20 protein-coding genes are annotated in these 26,254 nt (G+C 64.3%); 9 read left to right on the top strand and 11 right to left on the bottom strand.

Going from position 1 to position 26,254, the window contains the following annotated elements; genetic code table 11:
- Positions 1-56: 56 nt before the first annotated feature.
- The 3 genes from IAG25_RS01145 to aspT (IAG25_RS01135) all read right to left on the bottom strand — a co-directional run bounded on the left by IAG25_RS01145 (position 57) and on the right by aspT (IAG25_RS01135) (position 5,241).
- The gene (locus IAG25_RS01145) at positions 57-1,706 is read right to left on the bottom strand and encodes a bifunctional aspartate transaminase/aspartate 4-decarboxylase (RefSeq protein WP_187603128.1); all 1,650 of its coding nucleotides are present in this window, start codon (positions 1,704-1,706) and stop codon (positions 57-59) included.
- Positions 1,707-1,728: 22 nt separating this feature from the next.
- Positions 1,729-3,414: an aspartate-alanine antiporter gene (gene aspT / locus IAG25_RS01140; RefSeq protein ID WP_035500016.1), complete on the bottom strand. Its 1,686-nt coding sequence runs from the start codon at positions 3,412-3,414 to the stop codon at positions 1,729-1,731.
- A gap of 138 nt (positions 3,415-3,552) precedes the next feature.
- Complete coding sequence (gene aspT / locus IAG25_RS01135) at positions 3,553-5,241, bottom strand: aspartate-alanine antiporter (RefSeq protein WP_187603127.1); 1,689 nt, start codon at positions 5,239-5,241, stop codon at positions 3,553-3,555.
- A gap of 678 nt (positions 5,242-5,919) precedes the next feature.
- On the opposite strand from aspT (IAG25_RS01135), the gene fae reads away from it, so the two are divergent.
- The 4 genes from fae to IAG25_RS01115 all read left to right on the top strand — a co-directional run bounded on the left by fae (position 5,920) and on the right by IAG25_RS01115 (position 10,399).
- Positions 5,920-6,432: a formaldehyde-activating enzyme gene (gene fae / locus IAG25_RS01130; RefSeq protein WP_187603126.1), complete on the top strand. Its 513-nt coding sequence runs from the start codon at positions 5,920-5,922 to the stop codon at positions 6,430-6,432.
- Between the two features lie 13 nt (positions 6,433-6,445).
- Positions 6,446-7,483, top strand: a complete 1,038-nt coding sequence (locus IAG25_RS01125) for an aldo/keto reductase (RefSeq protein WP_187603125.1) — start codon at positions 6,446-6,448, stop codon at positions 7,481-7,483.
- The gene (locus IAG25_RS01120) at positions 7,480-8,919 is read left to right on the top strand and encodes an NAD-dependent succinate-semialdehyde dehydrogenase (RefSeq protein WP_187603124.1); all 1,440 of its coding nucleotides are present in this window, start codon (positions 7,480-7,482) and stop codon (positions 8,917-8,919) included. The genes IAG25_RS01125 and IAG25_RS01120 overlap by 4 nt, the downstream gene beginning before the upstream one ends.
- A gap of 118 nt (positions 8,920-9,037) precedes the next feature.
- Positions 9,038-10,399, top strand: coding sequence for an MFS transporter (locus IAG25_RS01115; RefSeq protein WP_187603698.1), 1,362 nt, complete (start codon positions 9,038-9,040; stop codon positions 10,397-10,399).
- 8 nt (positions 10,400-10,407) lie between these two features.
- Here the strand turns inward: IAG25_RS01115 and IAG25_RS01110 are convergent, their stop codons facing one another.
- From IAG25_RS01110 to aldA, 6 genes are all read right to left on the bottom strand, one after another.
- The gene (locus IAG25_RS01110; protein WP_187603123.1) at positions 10,408-11,289 is read right to left on the bottom strand and encodes a LysR substrate-binding domain-containing protein; all 882 of its coding nucleotides are present in this window, start codon (positions 11,287-11,289) and stop codon (positions 10,408-10,410) included.
- Positions 11,290-11,336: 47 nt separating this feature from the next.
- Entirely contained in the window at positions 11,337-12,251 is a 915-nt protein-coding gene (locus tag IAG25_RS01105; protein WP_187603697.1) for a LysR substrate-binding domain-containing protein, read from the bottom strand.
- Positions 12,252-12,411: 160 nt separating this feature from the next.
- Positions 12,412-14,067, bottom strand: coding sequence for a GMC family oxidoreductase (locus IAG25_RS01100; protein ID WP_187603122.1), 1,656 nt, complete (start codon positions 14,065-14,067; stop codon positions 12,412-12,414).
- 27 nt (positions 14,068-14,094) lie between these two features.
- Positions 14,095-15,312, bottom strand: coding sequence for a mandelate racemase/muconate lactonizing enzyme family protein (locus tag IAG25_RS01095; RefSeq protein WP_187603121.1), 1,218 nt, complete (start codon positions 15,310-15,312; stop codon positions 14,095-14,097).
- Positions 15,309-16,610 (bottom strand): MFS transporter, encoded by a 1,302-nt coding sequence (locus IAG25_RS01090; protein WP_187603120.1) that lies wholly within the window; start codon positions 16,608-16,610, stop codon positions 15,309-15,311. The genes IAG25_RS01095 and IAG25_RS01090 overlap by 4 nt, the downstream gene beginning before the upstream one ends.
- A gap of 128 nt (positions 16,611-16,738) precedes the next feature.
- Positions 16,739-18,163: an aldehyde dehydrogenase gene (gene aldA / locus IAG25_RS01085; protein WP_187603119.1), complete on the bottom strand. Its 1,425-nt coding sequence runs from the start codon at positions 18,161-18,163 to the stop codon at positions 16,739-16,741.
- Positions 18,164-18,385: 222 nt separating this feature from the next.
- Between aldA and IAG25_RS01080 the strand changes: the two genes are divergently transcribed.
- Positions 18,386-19,531 carry a porin gene (locus IAG25_RS01080; protein WP_187603118.1) on the top strand — a complete coding sequence of 382 codons (1,146 nt, stop codon included), beginning with the start codon at positions 18,386-18,388 and terminating at the stop codon, positions 19,529-19,531.
- 15 nt (positions 19,532-19,546) lie between these two features.
- Here IAG25_RS01080 and IAG25_RS01075 read toward each other — a convergent pair whose 3' ends face one another.
- Positions 19,547-20,203 carry a FadR/GntR family transcriptional regulator gene (locus IAG25_RS01075; RefSeq protein ID WP_035500002.1) on the bottom strand — a complete coding sequence of 219 codons (657 nt, stop codon included), beginning with the start codon at positions 20,201-20,203 and terminating at the stop codon, positions 19,547-19,549.
- Between the two features lie 184 nt (positions 20,204-20,387).
- Here IAG25_RS01075 and IAG25_RS01070 point away from each other — a divergent pair, with 184 nt between their 5' ends.
- The 4 genes from IAG25_RS01070 to IAG25_RS01055 are packed head-to-tail and all read left to right on the top strand — an operon-like array spanning position 20,388 to position 25,485.
- Positions 20,388-22,172: a gamma-glutamyltransferase family protein gene (locus IAG25_RS01070; RefSeq protein ID WP_187603117.1), complete on the top strand. Its 1,785-nt coding sequence runs from the start codon at positions 20,388-20,390 to the stop codon at positions 22,170-22,172.
- A 27-nt stretch (positions 22,173-22,199) separates the two neighbouring features.
- Complete coding sequence (locus IAG25_RS01065; protein ID WP_187603116.1) at positions 22,200-23,609, top strand: MFS transporter; 1,410 nt, start codon at positions 22,200-22,202, stop codon at positions 23,607-23,609.
- A 23-nt stretch (positions 23,610-23,632) separates the two neighbouring features.
- On the top strand, positions 23,633-24,175 hold the full coding sequence (locus IAG25_RS01060; RefSeq protein ID WP_035499998.1) for a GAF domain-containing protein: 543 nt from the start codon (positions 23,633-23,635) through the stop codon (positions 24,173-24,175).
- Entirely contained in the window at positions 24,172-25,485 is a 1,314-nt protein-coding gene (locus IAG25_RS01055) for an MFS transporter (RefSeq protein ID WP_187603115.1), read from the top strand. Before IAG25_RS01060 ends, IAG25_RS01055 begins: the two co-directional genes overlap by 4 nt.
- 23 nt (positions 25,486-25,508) lie before the next feature.
- Here IAG25_RS01055 and IAG25_RS01050 read toward each other — a convergent pair whose 3' ends face one another.
- Positions 25,509-26,252 carry an amino acid ABC transporter ATP-binding protein gene (locus IAG25_RS01050; protein WP_035499995.1) on the bottom strand — a complete coding sequence of 248 codons (744 nt, stop codon included), beginning with the start codon at positions 26,250-26,252 and terminating at the stop codon, positions 25,509-25,511.
- Positions 26,253-26,254: the final 2 nt, after the last annotated feature.

Below are 26,254 nucleotides of genomic sequence, written 5' to 3'. Positions count from 1 at the left end.
GCGAGCGGCGAGCGGTCGTTCGGGTCATCTAACGCGGCGGCGCGGCCGCGACGCCTTCACTTGACCTCTTTTCTCTCGATGTTCTTGCCGGTCTCCTTGTTGTAGCGCTCGACATACTCGTCGGTGAGCTTGCGGATCGCGCGTCCGATCTTCCGATAGTCGGACTCGTTGAGATTCGCGAGCGACACGCGCCCCGACGGATGCTTCGTGCCGAAGCCCATGCCCGGCAGCAGCACGACACGCGCATCGGTGGCGAGACGGAACAGCAGCTCCGACGCCTCCGTGTGCTTGAGCAGCCAGTCGACGAACTCGCGCCCGTACGCGCGCTCCCCGAAATATTCCATGTCGATGATCGAGTAGTAATCGACCTGGTTCGCGTCCTTCTCGTCGAACGCAATGCCGATCTCTTCATAGAGCGCGCGCTTGCGGCTGCGGATCAGGCGCTTGAGCGCGTCCTTGTAGGCATCCGGCGTATCCATCAGCGAGAACAGCGAGAAGAGCACCATCTGCACCTGTTGCGGCGTCGACAGGCCCGCCGTGTGATTCAGCGCGACGGTGCGGCTGTCCGCGACCAGCCGGTCGATGAATTTCAGCTTGTCGGGCTCGGTCGTGATCGACTCGTAGCGATGGTGCAGGAGCTTCTTCGTGTCCTTCGGCAACTCGGAAATCAGCTTGTCGAGGACGTTGTCCTTGTGCGTCGCGATCGTGCCCAGACGCCAGCCCGTCGCGCCGAAATACTTCGAGTACGAGTACACGAGAATCGTGTTCTTCGGCGCGAGCGCGAACAGCGACACGAAGTCGTCGGCGAAGGTGCCGTACACGTCGTCCGTCAGCAGGATCAGATCGGGGCGTTCCTTGACGATCTGCGCGATGTATTCGAGGCTCTCGTCGCTGATTCTCACGGAAGGCGGATTGCTCGGGTTCACGAGGAAGAACGCCTTCACCTTCGGATCGCGCAGCTTGTCGAGTTCGGCCTTCGAGTATTGCCAGTTGTTCTCGACGTCGGCATCCAGATTCACGACATTCAGGTCGTACTCGCCGAGCGTCGGAATCTCGATGTACGGCGTGAAGATCGGACGGCCGAGCGCGATGGTGTCGCCCGCCTTGATCAGGTGGTTCTGCTTCATCGTGTTGAAGATGTACGTCATCGCGGCCGTGCCGCCTTCGACGGCGAAGATGTCGAATTCGCCGACGAACGGATACTTGCCGATCATCTCGCGGCGCAGATATTGCCCGACGATGGTCTCCGAGAGCTTCAGCATCCGGTCCGGCACCGGATAGTTCGACGCGAGAATGCCTTCACACATCTCATAGAGGAAATCGTTGCCCGACAGGCCGAGCTGATCGCGCACGTACGACACGGCGCCCGCGAGAAAGGCGATGCCCGGCACGCCCTTGTTTTCGCGCAGGAACAGTTCGAAGCGCTCGGACAGCCCTTCGCGCTTCGGGAAGCCGCCCACGCCCTCGGGCATGTATGCGAACGAGCGCTCCGACTCGCGCATCGCGAAGAGCCCGAGCTGCCAGAAGCCGTGGCGCGGGATCGTCGCGAGAAAGTTCGGGTTGCCGCGCCCGGCGTTGAGCATCGAGATGTTGGCCGGACGTTCGACTGCTCCGCCGCCCGCCGCCTTGATCAGCTCGTCTTTCAGTTCGAACGGACTCAATGCCTGCAGCGCTGCCTGATCCTTGCTCTTGTTGGCCTTTGCCATGATGCGTTCTCCAGTGAAAGATTCAAACCAGGCCGACGACGAGCGGCCCCAGTAATGTGAGCAGCACGTTCGCGATCGCATAGGTGATCGCGAACGGCACGGTCGGCACGGCGCTTTCGGCCTTGTCCAGCACGCCGCCGAACGCGGGGTTCGCGCTGCGCGAGCCGGACAGCGCGCCCGCCAGGATCGCCGCGTTGTCGTACTTCAGCACGTAGCGGCCGAACAGCATCGTGAGCAGCAGCGGCAGCATCGTCACGACCACGCCGAGCAGGAAGATCGTGACGCCGAGTTCCTTGATCGTCGTCACCGCCTGCAGTCCCGAGTTCAGACCGACCACCGAAACGAACGCCGCCAGCCCGAAGTCCTGCAACAGGCGCGATGCGGCGGGCGGCATCACGCCGTACATCGGATGCTTGCCGCGCATCCAGCCGAACACGAGGCCCGCGAGCAGGCAGCCGCCCCCCGACCCGAGCGTGAGCGGCACGCCGCCGATATTGACCACGACCAGCCCGATCAACAGGCCAACGACCATGCCGACGCCCATATAGATGAAGTCGGTCTTGATCGAGTAAGGCAGCTCGTAGCCTGTCGCCGCCACCGCGCGCTTCGTGTCTTTCGCGGAGCCGAAGTAGGTGAGCACGTCGCCGTGTTCGAGCTTGGTTTCGGGCAGGATCGGCACCGGCTGCCCGACGCGCGTGATGCTTTCGAGGAAGACGCCGTGACGCAAGTCGCGGTCGACGGTCTCGCGCACTTTCTGGATCGTCGTATGGTTCAGGCCCTTCGCCGTGAATACGGCCTGGCGCGTCTGCATGACCGCGCTGACATCCGTCACGTCCGACACTTCGGTGCCGATCTTCGGCGCGATGGGCACCATGCCTTCGCGCCGCCCGACCACGAGCACGACGTCATCGGCCGCGAGCACGACATCGGGCCCCGGCTCGACCTCCTTGCCCGCGCGCCGTATCTTCTCGACCGACACGAAGTCCTGCGCCGCCATTTCGATCTCGGAGACCTTGCGCCCTGCCGCCGCCCCGACCCTGAACGCCCGCCCGACCAGTTCGGGCAGCGCCGCCAGTTGCCCCGGCGCGCGCGACGGCGTGCCGCCCGCGAGCTTCGCTTCGGCGTCGAGCGCGGCCGAGCGCAGATCGCGGCCCATGAACTTCGGCAGGATGTTCACGCACACGATGATCGCGCCGAGCGAGCCGAACACGTACGTCACCGCGTACGCAATGGCCACGTCCGACTGCAGCGACTTCACTTCTTCGGCTGGCAGGCCGAGCCGCGCGATCGCATCGCCCGCCGTGCCGATGATCGCCGATTGCGTGAGCGCGCCGCCCGCGAGCCCGGCGGCCAGGCCCTTGTTCAGATGGAAGATCTTCGCGCAGATGATGACGGTGACGAGCGCCGACACGGCGAGAAACACCGCCATCGCGATTTCCCGCAGCGTCTTGCGGTTCAGCGAGTTGAAGAAGCCCGGCCCCGAGTCGTAGCCGACCGCGTAGATGAACACGGCGAACATCACGGCTTTCACGCCGTTGTCGATCGACACGCCCGCCTGGCTGATCACGACGGCCGCCAGCAGCGAGCCGCCGACGCCGCCGAGCTGGAACTTGCCGAAGTTGATCTGGCCGATGAAATACCCCACGGCCAGCGACAGGAACAACGCTATCTCGGGTGACTTGTGAAAGATGTTGTGTATCCAGTCCATCGTGCCCTCTCATTGAAAACGCGCTTGGGGTCCGCTACGAAACGCGGCGGACGACATGGCACTACCTTCCCTTGCCCGATCGCAAATCGGCGCCTGCAACGCGATCGACGCGGTTGCGTCCATTGCGCATGACGCCCTTCAGCCCTTGAACTGCGCGGCGAGGCCGACCACCACGGGCCCCATCAGCGGCAGCAGAATGTTCGAAAGCGCGTAGGTGATCGTGTAGCCGATGACCGGCGTCGAATTGCCCGTCACGCCGACGAGCGCGCTGATCGCAGGCGTGCTGCACTGCTGGCCGGCGATCGCGCCGAGCAGCATCGGCGGATCGAGTTTGAGAAACGCGCGGCCGATCCACAGCGACAACAGCCCCGGCACCAGCACCAGCAGAATCCCGGCGACGGGCAACGCGAGACCGTACTGATGCACGAGCTTGATCGCGTCCGGCCCCGCCGACAGCCCGACGGCCGCGATGAACGTCGCGAGTCCGAAGTCCTTGAGGATTTGCGCGGCCGCCGGCGGCAGCGAACCGACGATCGGATGGAACGAGCGCAGCCACCCGAACAGCAGCCCCGACAGCAGACACCCGCCGCCCGTGCCGAGCGCGAGCGTGACGCCGCCGAAGGTGCCCGACAGCCGGCCGATCGCCATGCCGACGAGCACGCCCAGGCCGAGATACACGAAGTCGGTTTTCAGGGTCGCCGGCAGCAGGTAGCCGAGCCGCTTCGCGCCGCGCAGCACGTCGGCCTTTGCGCCGACCAGCGTCAGCACGTCGCCGCGATTGAGCTCGGTGCCCGGAAGCGCGGGTATGCGGTTCTCCAGCCGCGTCACGGCGGCGATGTAGATGCCGCGTCCCTGCTCGGGGTCCGAGCGCTCGCGCAGTTGACGGATCGTCGCGCCGCGCGCGTCCTTGCGCGTGAGCACGACGTCGACCATATCGGCGAGCGCCGTCGAAAAATGATGGCCCGACGCGACCTCTTCCCCGAGCGCGGGCGCGGCCTCGATCAGCGCCTCGCGCCGCCCGCCGACCAGCACGAGATCGTCCGCGGCGAGCACCAGGCCGGGCGCGACGGCAAGCGCCGCGCCGCCGCGTTCGATCTCCTCGATGGTCAGGTTGTGGCCGTATTGCGCTTCGAATGCGCCGACACTCACGCCCGCCGCCCGGCCGACGCGAAACGCGCGTCCCACCAGCGCGGGCGCGGCGAGCCGCTCGCCTTCGCCCAGCGAATCGCCGCCGCCGAGCTTGCGCCACACGCGCTCGGCTTCTTCGCGCAGATTCACGCGCAATAGCAGCGCCGCGAACTGACTCGTGAAGAGCACGATGGTGATAAGTCCGAACAGATAGCTGACGCTGTACGCGGTGACGATATTCGCCTGCAGGCGCACCGTGTCCGCGTCGGGCAAGCCGAGCTTCGCGACGGCTTCCGACGCCGTGCCGATCACCGCCGATTCGGTCGCCGCGCCCGCAAGCAGTCCCGCTGCCGTGCCGGGATCGAGATGCAGCACGGCGACGGCGATCATCACGAGCGTGAGCACCGAGACGATTTCGACGATCGACAGCACCCCGTAACGCCAGCCGCGCCCGACATTGGCGAAGAACTGCGGGCCGCCCGTGAAACCGAGCGCGAAGATGAAGAGCGCGAACGCGATGTTCTTGAGGTCGGGCGACAGACGCGCGCCTGTCTGGCCGAGCAGCAGCGAAACGATCAGCGTGCCGCACACGCCGCCTAGCTGGATCGGGCCGATCTTGAAAGAACCGATCAGATAGCCGAATGCAAGACTCGCGAACAACGCAATTTCCGGCTGAGATCTGAACAATTCGGCAATCATCTACGCATCCCCGGAAATTGCGCCGCTTCGTATGGATTGCTCTGAATCTCGAACGGATAATTCAGCCGTTTAAAGAGAAACTTCCGACAAGTCGCGCTGGCGAAAGGTCGTGGCTTAGACCGATAATATAAATCGCCGCTTTGGGTAGTCGATTAAATTTATGAGAAATGCTTTTCTGATAGACGCCTATGTCTTTCAAGAAAGCATTCGCCGTGCAGACAGGTCCAAAGGCGCTATCTGAAAGCTTCCCGGCGTGGCTCCGGCAGAACCTGCGCTTGCGCTGTCGCGCCAAATGGGGCCGAGTTTTATACCGATTGACTCGATCGATTGCGCTTTGGCAATACGAAACTGATCCCTGAGTTTCTCGCGCTGATGGCGTCAATATCGTAATCGGGATTACCGGTTTTTACCTCGAATTGACGAAACACCATCGATGAAGTTTCGTATTGACCGAATACGAAACCCGCGTCGCCGACCGGTCAGCAAATAACGACGCCGCGCGGACATTGCCACAACCCAATCCGAAAAACCTACGGGTCAACCCCGAGTTGAGCTTTCCTCAACGCCGGCCTGAAAAATCGTCGATTCCTGCTCGCGCGAGCGCCGCCGCAGAATGCCCTTCATCCACCGCGGCGGTGGCGCAACCGATTCTCTCTGACGGAAAACAGGAACGTGGCAATGGAAAAGACTCTCTTCATCGGCGAAGGCTTCGAAGGACCGGGCGTGAACCTCGCCCACATCAACGTGCTGGTCGGACCGCGCAACGGCCCGGCCGGTCAGGCATTCTCGACCGCGCTCGCGACACCCTCGGCCGGTCACGCGCCGTTCGTCGTGATCGCACAGCCGGGCGTGCCGACCAAGCCGCTCACGCTGTATGTCAACAAGGCGCAGATCGACGGCGACTTCCACGGCAACGCGACGTGGGGCGCATCGCAGGCGGGCATCGCAAAGGCGGTCGCGGAATCGCTCGAAAACGGCACGCTGCCGCCGGAAGCGGAGAACGACTGGGTCGTCGTGTCGGCGAACTGGGTCAACCCGAAGACCGACGATCTCGACGCCGTCTACGAAAACAACTATCGCGCGTGCAAGAACGCGCTCATCGCCGCAATGGAAGGTCTGCCGCGCAAGGAAGCGGTGTTCAAGGCCGCACGCGAAGTGTCGAACCCGTTCTACACGCCGAAGAAAAGCTGAGGAGTTCTCGCAAATGGAATACGTGCGTCTCGGCCAGTCCGGCCTCAAGGTTTCGCGTCTGTGCCTCGGCACGATGAACATGGGCACGCCGCAATGGAAGCCGTGGATTTTCGATGAAGCGCAAAGCGAGCCGATCGTGAAGCACGCGCTCGATCACGGCGTGAACTTCATCGATCTGGCCGATTTCTATTCGACGGGCGTCGGCGAGGAAGTCGTCGGCCGCATCCTGAAGCGTCTCGTGAAGCGCGACGAAATCGTCGTCACGACGAAGGTCGGCTACGGCATGGCGAGCCACGCGAACGCGGGCGGCCATTCGCGCAAGCACATCATGGACGGCATCGACGCGTCGCTCAGACGTCTCGACATGGATTACGTCGATGTCTACATGCTGCATTTCTTCGACGTGAACACGCCCGTCGAGGAAACCATGTGCGCGCTCGACGACATCGTGCGCGCGGGCAAGGCGCGTTATATCGGCGTATCGACGATGTACACCTGGCAGTTCGCCAAGATCATGCAGGCATGCGAGCGCCACGGCTGGCACAAGCCGGTCAACATGCAGTTGCAGCTCAATCTCGCGTATCGCGAGGAAGAGCGCGAGATGATTCCGTACTGCATCGATCAGGGCGTCGGCATCTCGGTGTTCAGCCCGCTCGCGCGCGGCCTTCTGACCTGCGATGCGAAGTCCAACCGCAATCAGACCGACTTCTTCACCGCGCAAATGTACGGCGACCATGCCTCGCAGGAAGTCTCGTCGTCGGTGGCGCGCGTGGCGGCGCGGCGCGGCGTATCGGCGGCGCAGATCGCGCAGGCGTGGGTGCTGAGCCGTCCGGGCATCGCGAGCATGCTGGTCGGCGCGGACTCGGCGGCGCAGTTCGACAGCGCGCTTGCCGCACTCGACACGCGCCTCGACGCCGACGAACTGCACGAGCTGGAGCGCAACTACACGCCGTGCGATCTCATCAACGACTACACGGCGGGACGGCGCATCGCGCGCGAGGCGCGTGCCGCGCAAGGCGTGTTCGACGACACCTTGGAGCGCGCAGCATGAAGACCCTGTTGCAGACGAATCACTATATCGACGGCCAGTGGCGCGAGAGCGCGAGCACCTATGCCGTGCGCAATCCGGCGACGGGCGAAGTCATCGCGAACGTCGCGCGCGGCGGCAGCGCGGAAACCCGCCAGGCGATCGACGCCGCCCGGCGCGCCTTCCCGGCCTGGCGCGCGCTGACCGCGAAGGAACGCGGCGCTCGGGTGAAGCGCTGGGGCGAACTGATGCTCGCCAACCGCGACACGCTCGCCGAACTGCTGACGCGCGAACAGGGCAAGCCGCTTGCCGAAGCGCTCGGTGAAGTCGCGTATGCCGCGAGCTTCTTCGAATGGTTCGCGGAAGAAGCGAAGCGCAGCTACGGCGACGTGATTCCGAGTCCGAAGCCGAATTCGAAGATCATCGTGACGCGCGAGCCGGTCGGCGTCGTCGCGGCGATCACGCCGTGGAATTTTCCGCTCGCGATGATCACGCGCAAGGCCGGCCCGGCGCTCGCGGCGGGCTGCACGATGGTGCTGAAGCCGTCGGAGGAAACGCCGCTGTCCGCGTTCGCGCTCGGCGTGCTCGCAGAGAAAGCCGGCATTCCGCCGGGCGTGTTCAATATCGTGTCCGGCGACGCCGTGGCTATCGGCCAGACGCTGACGGAATCGCGCGATGTGCGCAAGCTGTCGTTCACCGGCTCGACGCGCGTCGGCAAGCTGCTGGCGAAGCAATCGTCGGATACGCTCAAGAAGCTCTCGCTGGAACTCGGCGGCAATGCGCCCTTCATCGTTTTCGACGACGCCGATATCGACGCCGCCGTGCAGGGCGCGATCGCGTCGAAGTTCCGCAACACCGGACAGACGTGTGTCTGCGTGAACCGCTTCTACGTGCAGGACGGCGTCTACGACGCGTTCACGCAGGCGCTCACGCGCGCCGTGCATGCCTTGCGCGTCGGCAACGGCCTGGCAGGCGAGTTCGATCAGGGTCCGCTCATCAACGAGGCGGCGCTCGCGAAGGTGCAGACACATGTCGCCGATGCCGTGAGCCACGGCGCGAAGATTCTCACCGGCGGCAAGCCGCACGCGCTCGGCGGCACCTTCTACGAACCGACGGTGCTCGCGGACGCAAAGCCGTCGATGCTGATCGCCGGTGAAGAGACCTTCGGTCCGGTGGCCGCGTGCTTCCGCTTCGAGACGGAAGAGGAAGTCATCGCCGCGGCGAACGACACGCCTTACGGCCTGTCCGCGTACTTCTACACGCGCGATCTGGGTCGCGCATGGCGCGTCGGCGAAGCGCTGGAAAGCGGCATGGTCGGCATCAACGAAGGCATCATCTCGACGGAAGTCGCGCCCTTCGGCGGCGTGAAAGAGTCGGGACTGGGCCGCGAAGGATCGAAGTACGGGCTCGATGAATACATGGAGCTCAAGTACATGATGATGGCCGGCCTCGGTCGCTGAGGCATCACCCCCGCCGCGCACGCACGAACGATAAAACCATCGCGTGCGCGGCTTTCATGCGGCGCGATCCGCGCCGCTGCACTCCGAACTGGAGGAGATACTCTTGGATACTCGAAGCATGAGCGCGGACGCGCTCGCTGTGCATGCCGCCGCGCCTTTCGCCGGCACCCCCGATCGCGTCGCGCTCGACGATGTTCCGCTGAACCGCTTTCACGTCAAGATCGCGGGTCTGACCTTCGGCGCGCATTTCACGGAAGGCTATGCGCTCGGCACGATCGGCTATGCGCTGACGTCGCTGAACAGGCAGATTCCGCTCGATGCATTCTGGATGGGCCTGCTCGGCTCGTCCGCGCTGATCGGCATTTTCATCGGCAGTCTCGTGTTCGGCTGGCTCTCCGACAAGCTCGGACGGCAGAAGATCTTCCTGCTGAGCTTCGTCATCATCACGGCGGCCGCCTTCGCGCAGTTCTACGCGACGACGCCCGCGATGCTCGTCGGCCTGCGCGTGTTGATCGGCTTCGGCATGGGCGGCGACTTCGCCGTAGGACACGCGATTCTCGCGGAGTTTTCGCCGCGCAAGCATCGCGGCACGTTGCTCGGCTCGTTCAGTGTGATCTGGACGATCGGCTATGTGATCGCGAACGTGCTCGGTATGCATTACGCCGACGCCTCGCCGGACGCGTGGCGCTGGCTGCTCGCGTCGGCTGGCGTGCCGGCGTTTCTCGTGCTGATCCTGCGCATCGGCACGCCGGAGTCGCCGCGCTGGCTACTTGGCCAGGGACGCAAGGACGAAGCGTTGCGCATCGTGCGCAAGCACTTCGGTCCGAACGTGACGCTCGGCGCCGATTCTGGCGGACACCACGCACCCGCGGGCGGTTTCGCGCGGCTCTTCAAGCCGGATCTGATCCGGCGCACGATCTTCAACTGCGCATTCTTCGTGTGTCTCGTGATTCCGTATTTCGCGATCTACACGTTCCTGCCGAGCATTCTCACCGCGATTCGCGTGCCCGAAGGCTCGGGTGCCGATCTGCTGCTGAATGCGTTTCTCGTGCTCGGCGCGCTGCTCGGCATCTGGCTGACCATCAAGCTGTCGCGCCGCTCGTTCCTGATCGGTTCCTTCGCGGTGTGCTGCGCGTCGCTGCTTGCGCTGGCGGTGCTGCCGGCTTCGGCGAATCTCGGGATGATCGTCGCGTTCGGCATCTTCACGCTGACGATGTCGGCGTTCTCGAATCTCGTCGGCGTGTTTCCGCCGGAGTGCTTTCCGACCGAGGCGCGTGCTTGCGGCGTGGGGCTGTCGATTGCGTGCAGCCGGCTGGGATCGGCGGTCGGGACGTTTCTGCTGCCTGTCGGCATTGCGCAAGCCGGCATCCAGATGACCATGCTCGCGCTGGCCGCGGTGCTGCTGGTCGGCATGATCGTGTCGATTGCCTGGGCGCCGGAGACGAAGCATCTGACTTTGAACCAGGCAAGCGGCAACTGATCGCCCGCTCAGAGCTGCGCGGCCTTCGCCCCCTCGCCGCGCAGCCATTCCGCGAACGCCTGCACGCAATCCAGCCCCGCGTGCGACGGCGCGATATCCAGCCAGTAGCCATAAGGCCCGCTCGATTCCACCGGCGACAACTGCACGAGCGCGCCGTCATGCAAATCATCGACGATCATGTTGCGGTCCACCACCGCGAGGCCCGAGCCCGCGCGCGCGGCATGGATCGCCTGATCGAGCGTGGAAAACTCGATGCCGTTCTCCGCATAAGCGCGCGGCAAACCGGCCGAATCGAGCCAGTTGGGCCAGAGCGTCAAGCGCACGTCGTTGTGCAGCACATGCAGCGTCGGCGTGCGTTCGAGCAGCGTTTCGACCGGCTGCCCGGCATATTTCTTCGCACCGACGAGCACATGCCGTTCGATGAACAGCAACTCCGAGCGATGATCCGCGCGCGCTTCGTATCCAAAGCGAATGCTGCAATGACGATCGTCGGCGGCATCGGTGCGCACGGAAAGGTCGATATCGGGCACGGCGTCCATCAGCGCGCCGAGCCGCGGCGACAGCCAGCGCGACGCGAAGGTCGGCGGCGCGGTCACGGTCAGCCGCTTGCGTTCGCCGGGTTTCGCGCTGGACAGCGATCGCGTCACGCGCTCGATCGAATCGAACGCTTGCGCCAGGCACTGAAGCAGTTCCTCGCCTTGCCGCGTCAGGCGAATGCCTTTGTGATCGCGGTCGAACAGCTTCGTGCCGAGCGCATCCTCGAGCAGGCGAATCTGCCGGCTGACCGCGCCCGGCGTCACGCACAGCGCGGCCGCCGACTTGTTGAAGCTCATATGGCGCGCGCTTTCTTCGAAGAAGCGCAATGCGGTCAGGGATGGCAGACGGCGCACGGTTGTCTCCTGGTTTCTTATTGGCGGCGGCGCTCCGGCCGCCTGTCCTATTCTCTCGCGCGCAACGGCCAGCCGCGCTCCTGTTCTTCGATCTCGCGACGCAGCCAGTCGCGGAACACGGCGACCGGCGGCGCGTCGTCCTGGCCGGTGCGCGTCACGAGCCAGTAGGACTGATGCCCGTCCACTTCGACGTCGCTCAGCGGCACGAGCGTCCCCTGCCGCAACTCGGACGAAATCATGTGGCGGTCGGCCATCGTGACGCCGAGCCCGTCCACCGCCGCGCGGATCGCGTGATCGAGCAGATCGAATTCGTGGCCGCCGCCGAGATCGACATCGTCGATATGCGCGGCCTTCAGCCAGTGCTGCCACGTCAGGTAGCGCTGATCGCTGCTCGCCAGAACGTGCAGCAGCGTGAACGCGCCGAAATTCTCCGCCGCGCCTGTGCTTCCGCCGAGCAGCGACGGCGCACACACGGCGAGATGCCGCTCGTTCATCAGCAACTGATTGTCGAGGCCGTCCCACTCGCCGTCGCCGAAACGCACCGCGCAGTCGAGCGAGCCCGATTCGACGAGATCGTCCTTCACGCTGGATGTCACCGTGAGTTCGAGTTCGGGCGCCGCCGCGCGCAGCGATTGCAGACGCGGCATCAGCCAGCGGCTGCAAAACGTGGGCGGAACGTTGACGCGCAGGCGCTTCAGGTGCGTCTTCTCCTGAATGCTGCGTACCGTCAGTTCGATGCGGTCGAATGACAACTTGAGCGCCTGCAACAACAGGCGCCCCGTCGCGGAAAGTTCGAGATGATGATGGCGGCGCACCAGCAGCGTCTCGCCGAGTTGCGTTTCGAGCTGGCGGACCTGCCGGCTCACCGCGCTTTGCGTGACGTGCAGCACTTCCGCGGCACGTGTGAAGTTGCCGGTGTGTCCGGCTACCTCGAAAGCCCTCAGCGCATTGAGGGCGGGCATTTTTCGCTTCAAGACGATCTCCTTTTCGCCGCCGGAGGCGGCTCCGGCACGCGACGCGCATTCGACACGCAAGTGCACCGGAGCATGCCGTTCTTTGACGGCATTTTACGAATCGAGGCAAATTATGCAGCTTCGGCGACGCGTACTCGCGCCGCGAAGCTCACACCGGCACGAGTTCCGCCGGCGTGGACGCCTGCGCGGGGTCGGCCTGCGTGTCTTCGAGGATCATGTCGGCGCCTTTTTCGGCGACCATCATCGTCGGGGCATTGAGGTTGCCGGACGTGATGTTCGGGAACACCGACGCATCGACGATACGCAGCCCGTCGACGCCATGCACGCGCAGCCGCGCATCGACGACGGATGTGGCCGCATCCGCGCCCATCGCGCACGATCCGCACAGATGGTAGATCGAGCCCGACTGATCGCGAAAATAATCGAGCAGGGCTTCGTCGCTTTGCACGTCCGGTCCCGGCGAAATCTCCTCGGCCGTGATGCCGCGCAGCGCCTTCGAATTCATGATCTTGCGGATCAGCTTGCTGCCCTGCACGGCTTCATGCAGGTCCTTTTCGGTCGTCAGCGCGTTGATGCGGATCGCCGCGGCATCTTCGACGCGGTTCGACGTGATTTCGATGCTTCCCCGGCTCGTCGGACGGCACGGATTGAAGCACAGCAGAAAGCCCGAATACGGTTCCGGTTCGAGCTGCGCCTTGCTGCTTTTGGGAATACGGTACGACAGCGGATTGAAGTAAAGCTGCAGATTCGGTTCCGCTTCCTGCGCGTCGCCCTTGAAGAAGCCGCCCGACTGGTTGACGCTCATCGACAGCGGCCCCTTGCGCGAGAGCAGATAGCGCAGCGCCGCCTTCGCCTTGCCCGCCAGCGAACGGAGTTCGTCGTTCAGCGTCTTGACCGTCGCGCGATAGTAGAAGCTCACGCACAGATGGTCCTGCAGATTCCGGCCCACCGCGGGCAACGCGTGCTGCACGGCAATGCCATGCTTCGCGAGCAGCGCCGCGTCGCCGACGCCGGACAGTTGCAACAGCTTCGGCGTATCGACCGCGCCTGCCGAGAGAATGACTTCGCGCTTGGCACGAAACGTCAGCGGCTCGCCCTTGCGCGATGCCTCGATGCCCGTCGCGCGCTTGCCGTCGAACATCACGCGGCGCACGGAGACATTGCGCTCGACGCGCAGGTTCTTGCGCGACAACGCCGGATGCAGATACTCGAAGCTGCTCGACGAGCGCTCGCCGTTGCGCGCGTTGAGGTCATAGATGGCGGCGCCTTCGTAGTCCGGGCCGTTGATGTCGCCGGTAACCGGATAACCCGCCTGACGCGCGCCTTCCAGGAACGTGCCGCAGATGGCATGCGCGCCGTCCTTCATCGACGTAATGGCGATCTTGCCGTCCGCGCCGTGATATTCGGTGTTGCCCGCCCAGTGCGATTCGACGCGCCGGAAGTACGGCAGCACGTCGCGAAAGCTCCAGCCGGGGTTGCCCGCACGCGCCCAGTCGTCGAAATCGTGGGGTTGGCCGCGCACGTAGATCATCGCGTTGATCGAGCCGGAGCCGCCCTGCACCTTGCCGCGCGGACAATAAAGCTGGCGGCCGTTGAGCTGCGCTTCCGGCTCGCTGTAGTACATCCAGTTGTATTCCGGGTTGTAGTAGGTCTTGGTGAACCCGACCGGAACCCTGAACCAGAATGAACTGTCCGCGCCGCCCGCCTCAAGCAGCAAAACCGAATGCTGTCCCGACTCCGAGAGCCGGTCCGCGAGAATGCAGCCCGCCGATCCGGCGCCCACGATGATGTAATCGAATTCCATGATTCTGTCGCCTTCAGTGCCTTCGGTTCAGCCCCTTGCGGGCGCGAGGTCCTTTACGTCGAACGGCTTCGCCGCCATCTGCAGATGCAGCCGCTCGCCGGTGTACGGCGTGTGCGCGCGCACGACGTCCATGTTCAGTTCCACGCCGAGACCCGGCTCGCTCGACGGAATGATGTAGCCGTCTTCCCAGCGAATGCCCGACTTGAGCACGTCGGCGTGAAAGCCGTCCCATGTGCCGATGCTTTCCTGGATCAGGAAATTCGGCGAACACGCCGCGATCTGGATGCTCGCCGCCGCGCCGACCGGCCCGTTGTAGAGGTGCGGCGCAATCTGCGCGTAATGGACTTCGGCGAGACTTGCGATCTTCTTCGCTTCGAGCAGGCCACCCACGCGTCCGACGTTGAACTGCAGAATCGACGCCGCGCGCGCTTCGAGCAGCTTGAAGAACTCGTACTTGGTCGTGAGACGCTCGCCCGCCGCGATCGGGATGCTGGTCTTCGCGGCGACCTGCGCCATCGCGTCTTCCTGTCCCGGCGGCACCGGCTCTTCGAACCACAGCGGATCGTACTTTTCCAGACGCTGCGCGAGACGGATCGCCGACGACGGCACCATCTGTCCGTGAGTGCCGAACAGCAGATCGGCCTTGCTGCCGACCGCCTCGCGCACCTTGCGGCAGAACAGTTCGCAACGGTCCATCACGTCGAGCGACACCTGATGTCCGGAATACGCGGTGTACGGGCCGGCCGGATCGAACTTGACGGCCGTGAAGCCGAGTTCCACGTTATGCGCGGCGCATTCGGCGGCGAGATCGGGATCGTCGTAATCGTATTCGCCGCGCGCGTTCTTCGGATAGAGATACGTGTACGAACGCAGACGCTCGTGCACGCGGCCGCCGAGCAGTTCGTACACCGGCTTGTTCGCCGCCTTGCCGATGATGTCCCAGCACGCCATTTCCAGGCCGCTGACGACGCCCATCATCGTGAGATCGGGGCGCTGCGTGAAGCCGCTCGAATAGCATTCGCGATAGAAGCGCTCGACATGATGCGGATCGTGTCCGAGCAGATAGCGTTCGAACACGTCCTCGATGATCGGCGTCATCGCTTTCGGATGGAACGTCGCGGAATAGATCTCGCCCACGCCCTCGATGCCGCAATCGGTACGCAGCTTGACGAAGATCCAGTACATGCCGCCCACATGCGGCGGCGGCACGGCGACGATATGAGTTTCCAGCGCGGCGATTTTCATGCTTGAGCCTCTTGTTTGTCGAGACGATGCTTGAAGACGAGACCGGCGACACCGCCCAGCACGGACATACAGGCGATATAGCCGAAGTAGAGTTGGTAGCCATGCACGCCCGGATAGTTCTGCGTGAGATAGCCGTTGATGAGCGGCAGCACCGCATCCGGCGAATAGCCGATCACGGAGACGAGGCCGATGGCGAGGCCCATGGTTTCGGGCGGCACCTTGCACTGATCGAGCAGCGACCAGTAGAGGCCGCGAATCGCGTAGGTCATCACGCCGATGAACAGCACGACCACGGCGATGACCGCGTGGCTGCCGATGGACGGCGCGGCCATCAGCACGAGCAGCGCGGCGGCCGCCGCGAACAGCGCGAACACGAGCACCGAGGTCTTCGAGAAGCGGTCGCCGAGAAAGCCGCCGCCGATGCCGCCGATCGGGCGCATCCACAGCTTGAGCGTCGTGATGAAGCCGGCTGCCACCACCGACAGGCCGATTTCCCGCTCATGCAGATACGCGGAGAAGCTGTAAGTCGCCCAGAACACCTGATAGCCGCAGAACACGATCGCGGCGAGCAGCCACAGTTGCGGGTTCTTCAGCAGCACGGCGAGATCGCGCATGACGTTGCTGTCGCGGCGCTTCGTTTCCTTCGCCTCGACAGCGGCCGGATCGCGCACGAGACCGAGCACGACGCCGAGCCCGATGCACAGGAACGCGTACATGTAGACGACGAGCCGGAAGCCCGCCGCCGTCGATTCGCCGTGCGTCTGCGTGGCCCACGCGAACAGCGATATCGCGATGGTCGCGAGCAGCGCTTCGATCAGGCCGCGCCCGCCGTCGAGAAAGCCGAAGAAGCGGCCTTGTTCGTCGGTGCCGGCGATCATCTGCACGCGCTTGATGATCGCGGCCCAGAACGTGAGGCCCGTCGTCAGGCCCCAGCAGCCGAAGATCGCGATCAGCGAGCCGAACGCCGGCGCGGTGGAGTACCACAGGCCGAGCGCGCCCGTCGCGATCAGCGAGAAGCTGATGAGCACGCGCGGCGCGATGCGGTCCGCGAGCCAGCCGCTCGGCAGATAGCAGACGAGAAAGATCGTGCCGAGCGCGGAATACAGATAACCGAGTTGCGATTCGGTGATGTGAAAGACTTCGAGCATCGTCGGCTGATAAACCTGCCGCAGATACAGAATCGGATAAATGGCGCCGGCGGCCAGAACGAGCAAGGTGAGCTGGATATAGCGGTCGGCGCGCGAGCCTTCGCGCGACGCGGCGACACTCCGGCTGGATTGAGCGGGATTCGATGACACGTTTGTACTCCTGAAAGGACAGCGGCGCGCGGCATGTGGACGCCGCGCGGCTGGCCTTCGATATGTTTTTATGGATGGACTTGTTGCTGCGAAACGGCCGGTTGCGTTTTGACAACCGGCCGCGAAACTCAGTACTTCATGACGACGAGACGCGTCTGCGTGAACTCCAGCATGCCGTGCTTGCCGTCGTCGCCGCCGATGCCGGAGCGCTTCCATCCGGCGTGAAAGCCCTGATACGGATCGGCAGGCGTGCGATTGATATAAAGCTCGCCCGCTTCGATCGAATTGGCGACCTTCATCGCGTTGCGGTAGTTCTCGGTGTACAGCACCGAAGAAAGCCCGAACTGATGATCGTTCGCCATCCCGATGGCTTCATCGAGCGTCGAATATTTCAGCACCGCGAGCACCGGACCGAAGGTCTCTTCCTGCACGATCTCCATGTCCTGACTGCAGTTCGACAGCAGCGTCGGCGGATAGAAAAAGCCCTTGCGGTCCGGCACTTCGCCGCCGGTTTCGAGCCGGGCGCCGGCTTCGATCGCGCGGCGCACCATCGCGTGGATGCCGTCGCGCGACGCCGCATTGACGAGCGGTCCCATGAAGCCCGCATCTTCGCTGCGATCGCCGATGCGCTTCGCCCGCATCTCGTCGCGCAGCATGCCGACGAACGCGTCGTGAATGCTTTCGTGCACATAGACGCGCTCGATCGCCGTGCAGAGCTGCCCGCAATGCGTGAGCTTCGAGGCGACCAGTTCGCGCGCCGCCTTCTGCAAATCGGCGTCCGGCTCGACGATGGCGGGCGTCTTGCCGCCGAGTTCGAGCGACGGTTTCGCGATATTCGCCTTGCAGTAGTCCAGCACCTTGCGGCCCGCGTTGACGCTGCCCGTCAGCGTGATCATGCCGACCTTAGGATGTGTGCAGACGGCTTCGGCGGTGGCGTGATCCATCGCCAGGATGTTGACGACGCCCGCGGGCAGCTCCGCGCGCTCGACGGCACGCGCGAGTGCGAAGGCCGACAGCGGCGTGTTGTTGCTCGGCCGCACGACCACGGTGTTACCCGCGATCAGCGCCGGCGCGATCTTGCGCATCAGCGTGTAGATCGGAAAGTTGAACGGGATCAGGCACGCGACCACGCCGATCGGCTCCCGATGCAGCACGAGGTTTTCGTCAGGCGTATCGCTCGGAATGACTTCGCCTTCGATGCGGCGCGCCCATTCCGCGTGATAGCGCGTGATCTGCGCGGCGTAGACGGCTTCGTTGCCCGCATCGGCGACGCTCTTGCCGGATTCCATCGCGAGCGCGGCGCCGATTTCGGCGCACGCGCTGGTGATCTCATCCGCGAGACGCTGCATGTGCGCGCCGCGTTCGACGGCGGGCAGCGCGCGCCACAGACGTTGCGCGGCGGCGGCCTGCTCGACGGCCAGCAGCGCCTGATCGCGCGACGCGTTGTGGACGTGACCCGCGATCGCTTCGGTCGCGGGATTCAGGATCGCGACGACGTCATCGCTCAAAGGGGCGATGAAACGCCCGTTCACAAAATTCCGTTCTGGCTTCATTGGCAGCGCTGTCCCGTGAGTATTTGCGGCCCATTCTTTCGCGCTTCGCAGTGCAGCAACAAGCGAAGAATTCGCGGGCGAAACATTCGAAAAACTCACGTTTGGCCTTCAACTTAATCCTTTGGCAGCCCTCGCTTCCGTGTCGCACAATCGCTCGCTCGCGGTCCCGGTGACGCTTGATGGCCGGGACTTTTGACGAAAATTAAAAGACTTGAGACTTTCATGAGAATCACAGCCATCTCGTTGGCGGCATTCGCCTGCATCGCAACTTCAGCGCATGCTCAAAGCAGCGTCACGCTCTACGGCATCCTCGACGAAGGATTCGATTTCACCAGCAATGTCGGCTCGAACCGGGCCTACGAACTGACCAGCGGCTATGCGTCGGGCAGCCGCTGGGGCATGCGCGGCGTCGAGGATCTGGGCGGCGGAACGCAGGCCGTGTTCCAGTTGGAGAGCGGCGTCAACATCAGCAATGGTGCGGCCGGACAAGGCGGCCGCATGTTCGGACGGCAGGCCTATGTCGGCTTGGCGAACGATCGCCTGGGTTCGGTCAAGCTCGGCCGTCAATACGATTCCGTGGTCGACTATCTCGCGCCCACCACCGCCAACGGCAATTTCGCGGGCTACCTGTTCGCGCATCCGTTCGACAACGACAACACGGACAACTCGTTTCGCGTGAACAACACGGTGAAGTACACGAGCCCGGCGCTCGGCGGCTTCCGGTTCGGCGGCACGTACAGCTTCAGCAACGACACGAACTTCGCCAACAACCGCCAGTACAGCTTCGGCGCGTCGTATGCGAACGCCGGCCTGCTGCTCGGCGCCGCCTATCTGCGCGCCGACGGCACGGGCCTCAACGCCAATGGCGCGATCGCGGCGAACGATGCGAGCTTCATCGCGCAACGCATGCAGATTTTCGGTGCGGGCGTGAACTACACCTTCGACAAGGCCACGGTCGGCTTCGCATACACGAATTCCAGCTATCGCGATCCGGTCACGAACGGCTACATCGGCGTGCCGCTCGCGTCGGCGGGCAACACGCTCAAGAATCTCCGCTATCAGAACTTCGAAGTGAACGGCAAGTATCAGTTCACGCCGGCGTTCTTCATCGGCGCGCAGTATGTCTATTCGATCGAAACCTACGACTCGGCCGCCGGCACCGTGAAGCCGCGTATCCATTCGGCCGGTCTGATGGCGGATTACTTCCTGTCCAAACGCACCGACGTGTACGTGCAAGGCGCGTATCAGAAGATCGCCGGCGCATCGACCGGTTCGGTTCTGGATCAGGCGTACATTCCGGGCGCGCAGGGTGTGTCGTCAAATGCGGAGCAGTTCATCGCGCGCGTGGCCGTGCGGCACGCGTTCTGAGGCTGCCAGGCACGCTCATCCTTTTTGCGACGGTATCCGCCATTGCACATTCAGTAGATGGTCGCGCATGCGCGCGGCGGCCGTCGCGCCGTCGCGCTTGATCATCGCCTTCACGACAGCCTGATGCTGCTCCGCGAAATGCCGCCGCGTGTCCTGATCGGCGGTTTTTTCGCGTGCGGTGGGCTTCATGCGCATGCCGTTCACCACTTCCATCAGCGCGATGATCGCCGGATTGCGCGTGGCCTGTGCGATCAGCAAATGAAAGCGGTGATCCCACTGCTGCCACTCGTCATCGTCCTTCGCCGTGGCGTTGCGCCGCGCGCATTTCTCCAGTTCCGCGAGATCGTCCGGGCTCGCCTTGCTCGTCGCCAGTTCGACGAACGCCGGTTCGAGCACCAGCCGCATTTCCGCGATATCCGCCGGGCTCGACCCCGCGCGCAGACTGCTTAGCGACGCCGAAAACTTAAGCGGACGCGTGCCCAGATACGTGCCGCGCCCGACGCCGCGCCACACGCGTCCCGCTGCTTCCAGCGATGCCAGCGCCCCGCGCAATTCGCGCCGGCTCAGGCCGAGCGCCTCGGCGAGACTGCGTTCCGACGGCAGCGCGTCGCCGTCCTTCAGATTGTGTTGCGCGACGTAGTCGAGCAGTCTGTCGAGCGTGGGCTTTTCCATGATCTATTTTTGAACCAATGTGCATTGGTTCAATGTAGCAGATCGCCGGCTGAATCACACGGATTGCTTTACTTTTTATGATGATTTACGCTACGTGAAGCGCTTTATGTTTCGCATTACGATACGCGCATCGGTATTGAAAAACCGAACCATTCGACAATGGTTCAATCAACGGACGACAGTAATGAGCTTCACGACAAGACCCGAACTGATCGGCACTTTCGGCATGGTGGCGTCGACGCACTGGCTGGCCAGCGCGTCCGCGATGGCGGTGCTCGAAAAAGGCGGCAACGCGTTCGACGCGGCGGCGGCAGCCGGCTTCGTGTTACAGATCGTCGAGCCGCATCTGAACGGGCCGGGCGGCGAGTTGCCGGCCGTGTTCTACAGCGCGAAGGAAGACCGCGTGCGCGTGTTGTGCGGCCAGGGCGTGACGCCCGCCGCCATGACCATCGAGCGCATGAAGGAGCTGGGCCTCACCGTGATGCCCGGCACGGGCCTCTTGCCCGCCGTCGTGCCGGGCGCGTTCGGCGGCTGGATGACCTTGCTGCGCGACTACGGGCAGTTGCCGCTGGAAGACGTGCTGAGCTATGCCATCGGCTACGCGGAACATGGCTATCCGGTGCTGCCGCGCATGGCGTCGTCGATTCTCGCGATCCAGGATTTCTTCAAGCGCGAATGGCGCACGTCCGCCGAGCAATGGCTGCGCGACGGCGAAGCGCCGCGACCCAATCATCTGTTCGCGAATCCGGCCATCGCGGAAACCTACAAGCGCATCCTGCGCGAAGCGAACACGCGCGGCGACCGCGCGGAGCAGTGCGAGCGCGCGCGCCTGGCGTTCTATCGCGGCTTTGTCGCGGATGCGATCGATCAGTACTTCCGCTCGACCGACGTGCTCGATACGTCGGGCCAGCGTAATCGCGGGCTGCTGGATGCATCCGATCTCGCGCGCTGGGAAGCGACCTACGAAGACGCCGTCTCCTACGAATACGAAGGCTTCATGGTTCACAAGACGGGACCGTGGGGCCAGGGCCCGATGTTCCTGCAGCAACTGGCTTTGCTGAAGGGCTTCGATCTCGCGAGCATGGACCCGCTGGGACCGGACTTCGTTCACACGATCATCGAATGCGCGAAGCTCGCGTTCGCGGACCGCGACGTCTTCTACGGCGACCCGAACTTCTCCGACGTGCCGATGGACACGCTTCTAAGCGACGCCTATAACGATGCACGCCGCCGGCAAATCGATCCGCGCCGCGCATCGTTCGAATTCCGTCCGGGCAATCTGCTCGACAGCGAGGCGCGCGCCGCAAAGATTCTGGCCAACGCGGGCCGCCAGCAACCGGGCGGCTTCGGTCAGGGCGAGCCCACGTTCGCGCCGCTGCCCGAATTGCGCGGCGACACCGTGCATCTCGATGTCGTCGATCGCTGGGGCAACATGGTGTCGGCGACGCCGTCGGGCGGCTGGCTGCAGGCATCGCCCGCGGTGCCCGGACTGGGCTTCAACGTGACCACGCGCGGCCAGATGTTCTGGATGGAAGAAGGACTGCCCTCGTCGCTCGGGCCGGGACGCCGTCCGCGCACCACGCTCTCGCCGACGCTCGTCACCCGCGACGGCAAGCCGTATGCCGCGCTCGGCACGCCGGGCGGCGATCAGCAGGATCAATGGTCGCTGCAACTGCTGTTGCGGCACGTGCACTTCGGCCTGAATCTGCAAGCCGCCGTGGATTCGCCTTCGTTCCAGACCGCGCATTTCCCCGGCTCGTTTTATCCGCGCGACATTCAGCTCGGCAAGATGTCGGCGGAAGGCGCGTTTCCGCAAGCCACGCTCGACGAACTGCGCGCGCGCGGCCACGAACTCACGGTCGCCGAACCCTGGTCGCTCGGGCGCGTGTGCGCCGTGGGCATCCGCCACGGCCTGATGCGCGGCGCCGCCACGCCGCGCCAGATGCAGGCTTACGCCATCGGGCGCTGACGCAGCATCCACCGGAGAACATCGATCATGTCCGCTGTCGCCGCCCGCCTCGAACGGCTGCCGCTATCCGGCTTTCATCGCAAGCTGCTGATCATCGGCGGAATGGGCTATCTGTTCGACGGCCTCGATTCGTCGTCGCTCGCGTTCCTGCTTCCGGTCGTCAGCAAGCTATGGAACCTGACGAGCGCGCAGACAGGGCTGGTCGCGAGCAGCACGTATATCGGCTATTTCTTCGGCGCGTTCCTGTCGGGCGTGCTCGCGGACATCATCGGCCGGCGCCGCATCATGATGAGCGCGCTCGCGATCTATTGCGTCGCGTCGCTCGCGAGCGCCACCGCCAACGACTGGCATACGTTCTTCGCGCTGCGCATCGTCGCGGGCTTCGGTTCGGGCGCCGAAACCGTCGTGATCGCGCCGTTTCTCGCCGAATTCGTGCCGCGCCGCTATCGCGGCATGTTCTGCGGCGCATTGGTCGGCTTCATGTCGTTCGGCTATCTGAGCTCGTCGATTCTCGGCTATACCGTCGTGCGCAATTTCCCGGACGGCTGGCGCTATCTCGCGGTCATCACCGCCCTGCCCGTCGTCATGCTGCTGTGGTGGCGGCGCACGCTGCCCGAATCGCCGCGCTGGATGGAAAGCCAGGGCCGCGTCGCCGAGGCCGGCAGCATCGTCGACGATATCGAGGCATGGTATGCGCAACGCGGCATCGCGCTCGCGCCGCTGTCCGCCGTGGGCGCGATTCCGTCCACCGCAAAGAGCAGCGGCAGCGCCTGGCAAAACGTGAAGACGCTGTGGTCGAAGCGCCTCGCGGGTACGACCGCCGTCAGCTGGCTGATGTGGTTCGCCGTGGCCTTCGCGTACTACTCGTTCTTCTCGTGGATCCCGAGCCTGCTCGTCAAGGAAGGGCTCACGATCACGAAGAGCTTCGGCTTCTCCATTGCCATCTACGGCGCGCAGATTCCGGGCTATTTCTCGGCGGCGTGGCTCAACGAGAAGATCGGCCGCAAGGGCGTGGTGGCGTCGTACATGACGCTCGGCGGCATCGCGGCGATCATGCTGTCGCTGTCGCATACCGGCGTGCAGATCATGGCCGCGGGCATCTGCCTGTCGTTCTTCATGAATGGCGCGTTCGCGGGCGTCTATGCCTACACGCCGGAAATTTTCCCGACCGCCGTGCGCACCACAGGCACCGGATCGTCGTCCTCGTTCGGGCGCATCGGCTCGGTGAGCGCGCCGATTCTCGTCGGCATCGTGTATCCGTCGTTCGGCTTCTTCGGCGTCTTCGCGATGACGACCGCCGTGCTGCTCGCGGGCGCGTGCGTCGTGTTCTTCCTCGGCATGGAGACGCGCAATCGCTCGCTCGAAGACATCGAGATCAACGGCGCGATCGAGGACGATGCGCGCGATCGTCTCGCCTCCACCCATCTGCGCGGCTGAGCGCCTACACCGATAACGACATCATGCGCGACACCGAAGCACACACCACGCGCCCGTTGCAACTGAACGACCTGCAACGGCTCGCACACGCGATGCGCGAGCGAGCCCAGCCCGCGACGCTCTTCGACGCTGTCGCGGCGGTCGCCGCCGAGACCATCGGCTTCCGGCTCTTCACCATCATGGCCTACGATGCGCGCAATCACGAAGTGGAGCGCGTCTTCACCAACATGCCCGAGGTCTATCCGACCGGGGGCCGCAAGAAGAAGCGCGGCACCGCTTGGGCGACGCAAATCCTCCACGATTTGCGGCCGTTTCGCGGCGAGACCGCGCACGACATCCGCCGCGCGTTCGACGATCACATGACGATGGCGAACATGGGCCTCGGCTCGATCCTCAACATCCCGATCGCCTATGACGGCGAATGCATCGGCACGATGAATCTCACGCACGTCGAGCACTGGTACAAGCGCGAGCACGAAGACACGGGCGTGCTGCTCGGCTCGTTTCTCGCGCCCGCGCTGGTCGCCCGCATGCCGCTCTTCGCCGACGAGGAACCGCGCTCATGAATCGCGCTTCTCCTGAAACCGGGCGCTGGCTGATGGTGTTCGCGCTCGGCTATCTCGCGCTGCTCGTCGATGGCGCCGACGTGATGATGTACGGCCTCACGCTCACCCGCATCAAAAGCGAATTCGGCCTCACCAATGTCGAGGCGGGCGCGCTGGGCAGCCTCACGCTCGTCGGGATGGCGGTGGGCGGCATCCTCGGCGGCTGGGCAAGCGATACGCTCGGGCGCGTGCGCGTCGTCGTGTGGGCGCTCGCGCTCTTCTCGCTCGGCGCAGGCCTGCTCGGACTCACGCACACCTTCGCGCAATTCGCGCTCGTGCGCTTCATCAGCTCGCTCGGGATCGGCTGCATGGTCCTCGTGAGCACGCTCGTCGCCGAATATGTTCCGACCGAACGGCGCTCGCTGATTCTCGGCATGTTGCAGACGGGTGTATCGGCGGGCTATATCGTCGTGATCTCGCTCGCCAACTGGATTCTGCCGCTCTACGGCTGGCGCATGCTTTTCTACGTCGCGACGATTCCCGTCGTGCTGGCGCTGGCGATTCACTGGTTCGTGCCCGAGCCGCCCGGCTGGCGCGCCAGCGTGGCGATGCGGCAAGGCGCGCCGCGCGTGCGCCGCCCGTGGCGCGAGAACCGCTATTACCTGATCTTCTCGGATCGCGAGGCACGCAAGATATTCATCCTGTGGGCGCTCGCATCCGTGTTTGCGCTGTCGGGTTTTTACGGGCTGAACAACTGGTTGCCGACCTATCTGGAGAAGGAACTGCACGTGCGCTTCGGCTCGATGGCGGGCTATATGATCGGCACGTACGTCGTCGCGTTCGTGGGCAAGATCGTCGCGGGCTGGGTCGGCGACCTGTGGAGCCGGCGCGGCGTGTATGTGCTCGGCTGCATCGGCGCGGCCTTGTTTCTGCCGGTCATCGTGTTTCTTCACACGCGCGAGAACATCGTCTGGTTGATGCTGTTCTTCGGCTTTCTCTACGGCGTGCCATTGGGAACGATGGGCGCGTTCATGTCCGAGAGCTTCGCCACGCGCATTCGCGGCACGGCTGTCGGCGGTTCGTATAACGTGGGACGCTTCTGCTCCGGCGCGGCGCCGGTCGTGATCGGCTATGTCGCCACGCAATTTACGTTCGGCGTGAGCTTTCTGATGGTCGGCGCGGTGTTCTTCCTGAGCGGCGTCTGCGCGTTCTTCATTCCCGACCGCCTGTACGATACGAGCGCACGGGAACCGAACGATCCCGGCCCCGCGACGCCCTCGCGCGATGCGAAGGCCGATGAAGCCGCAGCAGAAGCATTGACGCCGCGTTGATGTGATCGCCGGGAAGCCGTCGCCTAGATGCGCTTCGCTTCCCGAATGCTTCTGAGAAACGCGCGGGTTCTGTCGCGCACGGGGTCGCCGAAGATCTGCTCCGGTGGCCCCTCTTCATACACCGCGCCGTCGCACAAAAAACAGACCTTCGACGATACTTCCCGCGCGAAGCCCATTTCGTGCGTGGCAAGCAGCATCGTCATGCCTTCGCTCGCGAGATCGCGCACGATGTTGAGCACTTCCGAGACGAGTTCGGGGTCCAGTGCGGAAGTGATTTCGTCGAGCAGCAGCACCATCGGGTCCATCGCCAGCGCGCGGACGATCGCCACGCGCTGCTGCTGCCCGCCCGAGAGCCGGTCGGGATATTCCTTCGCCTTGTGCGCGAGACCCACGCGCCCGAGCAGCGCCATCGCGCGCTCTTCGGCCTCGGCCCTGGATTGCCTGAGCACGCGGATCGGCGCGAGCGTCACGTTCTCCAGCACGCTCATATGCGGGAACAGGTTATAGCCCTGAAACACGATGCCGATGTCCCGGCGCAATGCGTCCACGTCCACGCCGGGGCCGGTGATCGGGTCGCCGTGGACCAGAATCTCGCCGTCGTCGATCAGTTCCAGACCGTTGATACAACGCAGCAGCGTCGATTTGCCCGAGCCGGACGGCCCGATCAGGCACACGACCTCGTGCTCCTCGACCGTCATCGCGAGACGCTGGATGACGGGCACCTTGCCATACGACTTCGATATGTCACGGATGTCGATGAACGACATGG

It is taken from the genome of Caballeronia sp. EK, assembly GCF_014384845.1.
Classification (GTDB): Bacteria; Pseudomonadota; Gammaproteobacteria; order Burkholderiales; family Burkholderiaceae; genus Caballeronia; species Caballeronia jiangsuensis.
The sequence above is the reverse complement of the archived record's forward strand: the minus strand, read 5'-3'. Positions and strand labels throughout refer to the sequence as shown.

Excerpts from the sequence above, each read along its gene's own strand:
- IAG25_RS01055 (WP_187603115.1), top strand. The coding sequence starts at position 24,172 with ATGAATCGCGCTTCTCCTGAAACCGGGCGCTGGCTGATGGTGTTCGCG.
- IAG25_RS01120 (WP_187603124.1), top strand. The coding sequence starts at position 7,480 with ATGAAGACCCTGTTGCAGACGAATCACTATATCGACGGCCAGTGGCGC.
- IAG25_RS01050 (WP_035499995.1), bottom strand. The coding sequence starts at position 26,252 with ATGTCGTTCATCGACATCCGTGACATATCGAAGTCGTATGGCAAGGTG.
- fae (WP_187603126.1), top strand. The coding sequence starts at position 5,920 with ATGGAAAAGACTCTCTTCATCGGCGAAGGCTTCGAAGGACCGGGCGTG.
- IAG25_RS01095 (WP_187603121.1), bottom strand. The coding sequence starts at position 15,312 with ATGAAAATCGCCGCGCTGGAAACTCATATCGTCGCCGTGCCGCCGCCG.
- aspT (WP_187603127.1), bottom strand. The coding sequence starts at position 5,241 with ATGATTGCCGAATTGTTCAGATCTCAGCCGGAAATTGCGTTGTTCGCG.
- IAG25_RS01070 (WP_187603117.1), top strand. The coding sequence starts at position 20,388 with ATGAGCTTCACGACAAGACCCGAACTGATCGGCACTTTCGGCATGGTG.
- IAG25_RS01100 (WP_187603122.1), bottom strand. The coding sequence starts at position 14,067 with ATGGAATTCGATTACATCATCGTGGGCGCCGGATCGGCGGGCTGCATT.
- aldA (WP_187603119.1), bottom strand. The coding sequence starts at position 18,163 with ATGAAGCCAGAACGGAATTTTGTGAACGGGCGTTTCATCGCCCCTTTG.
- IAG25_RS01065 (WP_187603116.1), top strand. The coding sequence starts at position 22,200 with ATGTCCGCTGTCGCCGCCCGCCTCGAACGGCTGCCGCTATCCGGCTTT.
- IAG25_RS01115 (WP_187603698.1), top strand. The coding sequence starts at position 9,038 with ATGAGCGCGGACGCGCTCGCTGTGCATGCCGCCGCGCCTTTCGCCGGC.
- IAG25_RS01105 (WP_187603697.1), bottom strand. The coding sequence starts at position 12,251 with ATGCCCGCCCTCAATGCGCTGAGGGCTTTCGAGGTAGCCGGACACACC.
- IAG25_RS01125 (WP_187603125.1), top strand. The coding sequence starts at position 6,446 with ATGGAATACGTGCGTCTCGGCCAGTCCGGCCTCAAGGTTTCGCGTCTG.
- IAG25_RS01075 (WP_035500002.1), bottom strand. The coding sequence starts at position 20,203 with ATGGAAAAGCCCACGCTCGACAGACTGCTCGACTACGTCGCGCAACAC.
- IAG25_RS01145 (WP_187603128.1), bottom strand. The coding sequence starts at position 1,706 with ATGGCAAAGGCCAACAAGAGCAAGGATCAGGCAGCGCTGCAGGCATTG.
- IAG25_RS01060 (WP_035499998.1), top strand. The coding sequence starts at position 23,633 with ATGCGCGACACCGAAGCACACACCACGCGCCCGTTGCAACTGAACGAC.
- IAG25_RS01080 (WP_187603118.1), top strand. The coding sequence starts at position 18,386 with ATGAGAATCACAGCCATCTCGTTGGCGGCATTCGCCTGCATCGCAACT.
- aspT (WP_035500016.1), bottom strand. The coding sequence starts at position 3,414 with ATGGACTGGATACACAACATCTTTCACAAGTCACCCGAGATAGCGTTG.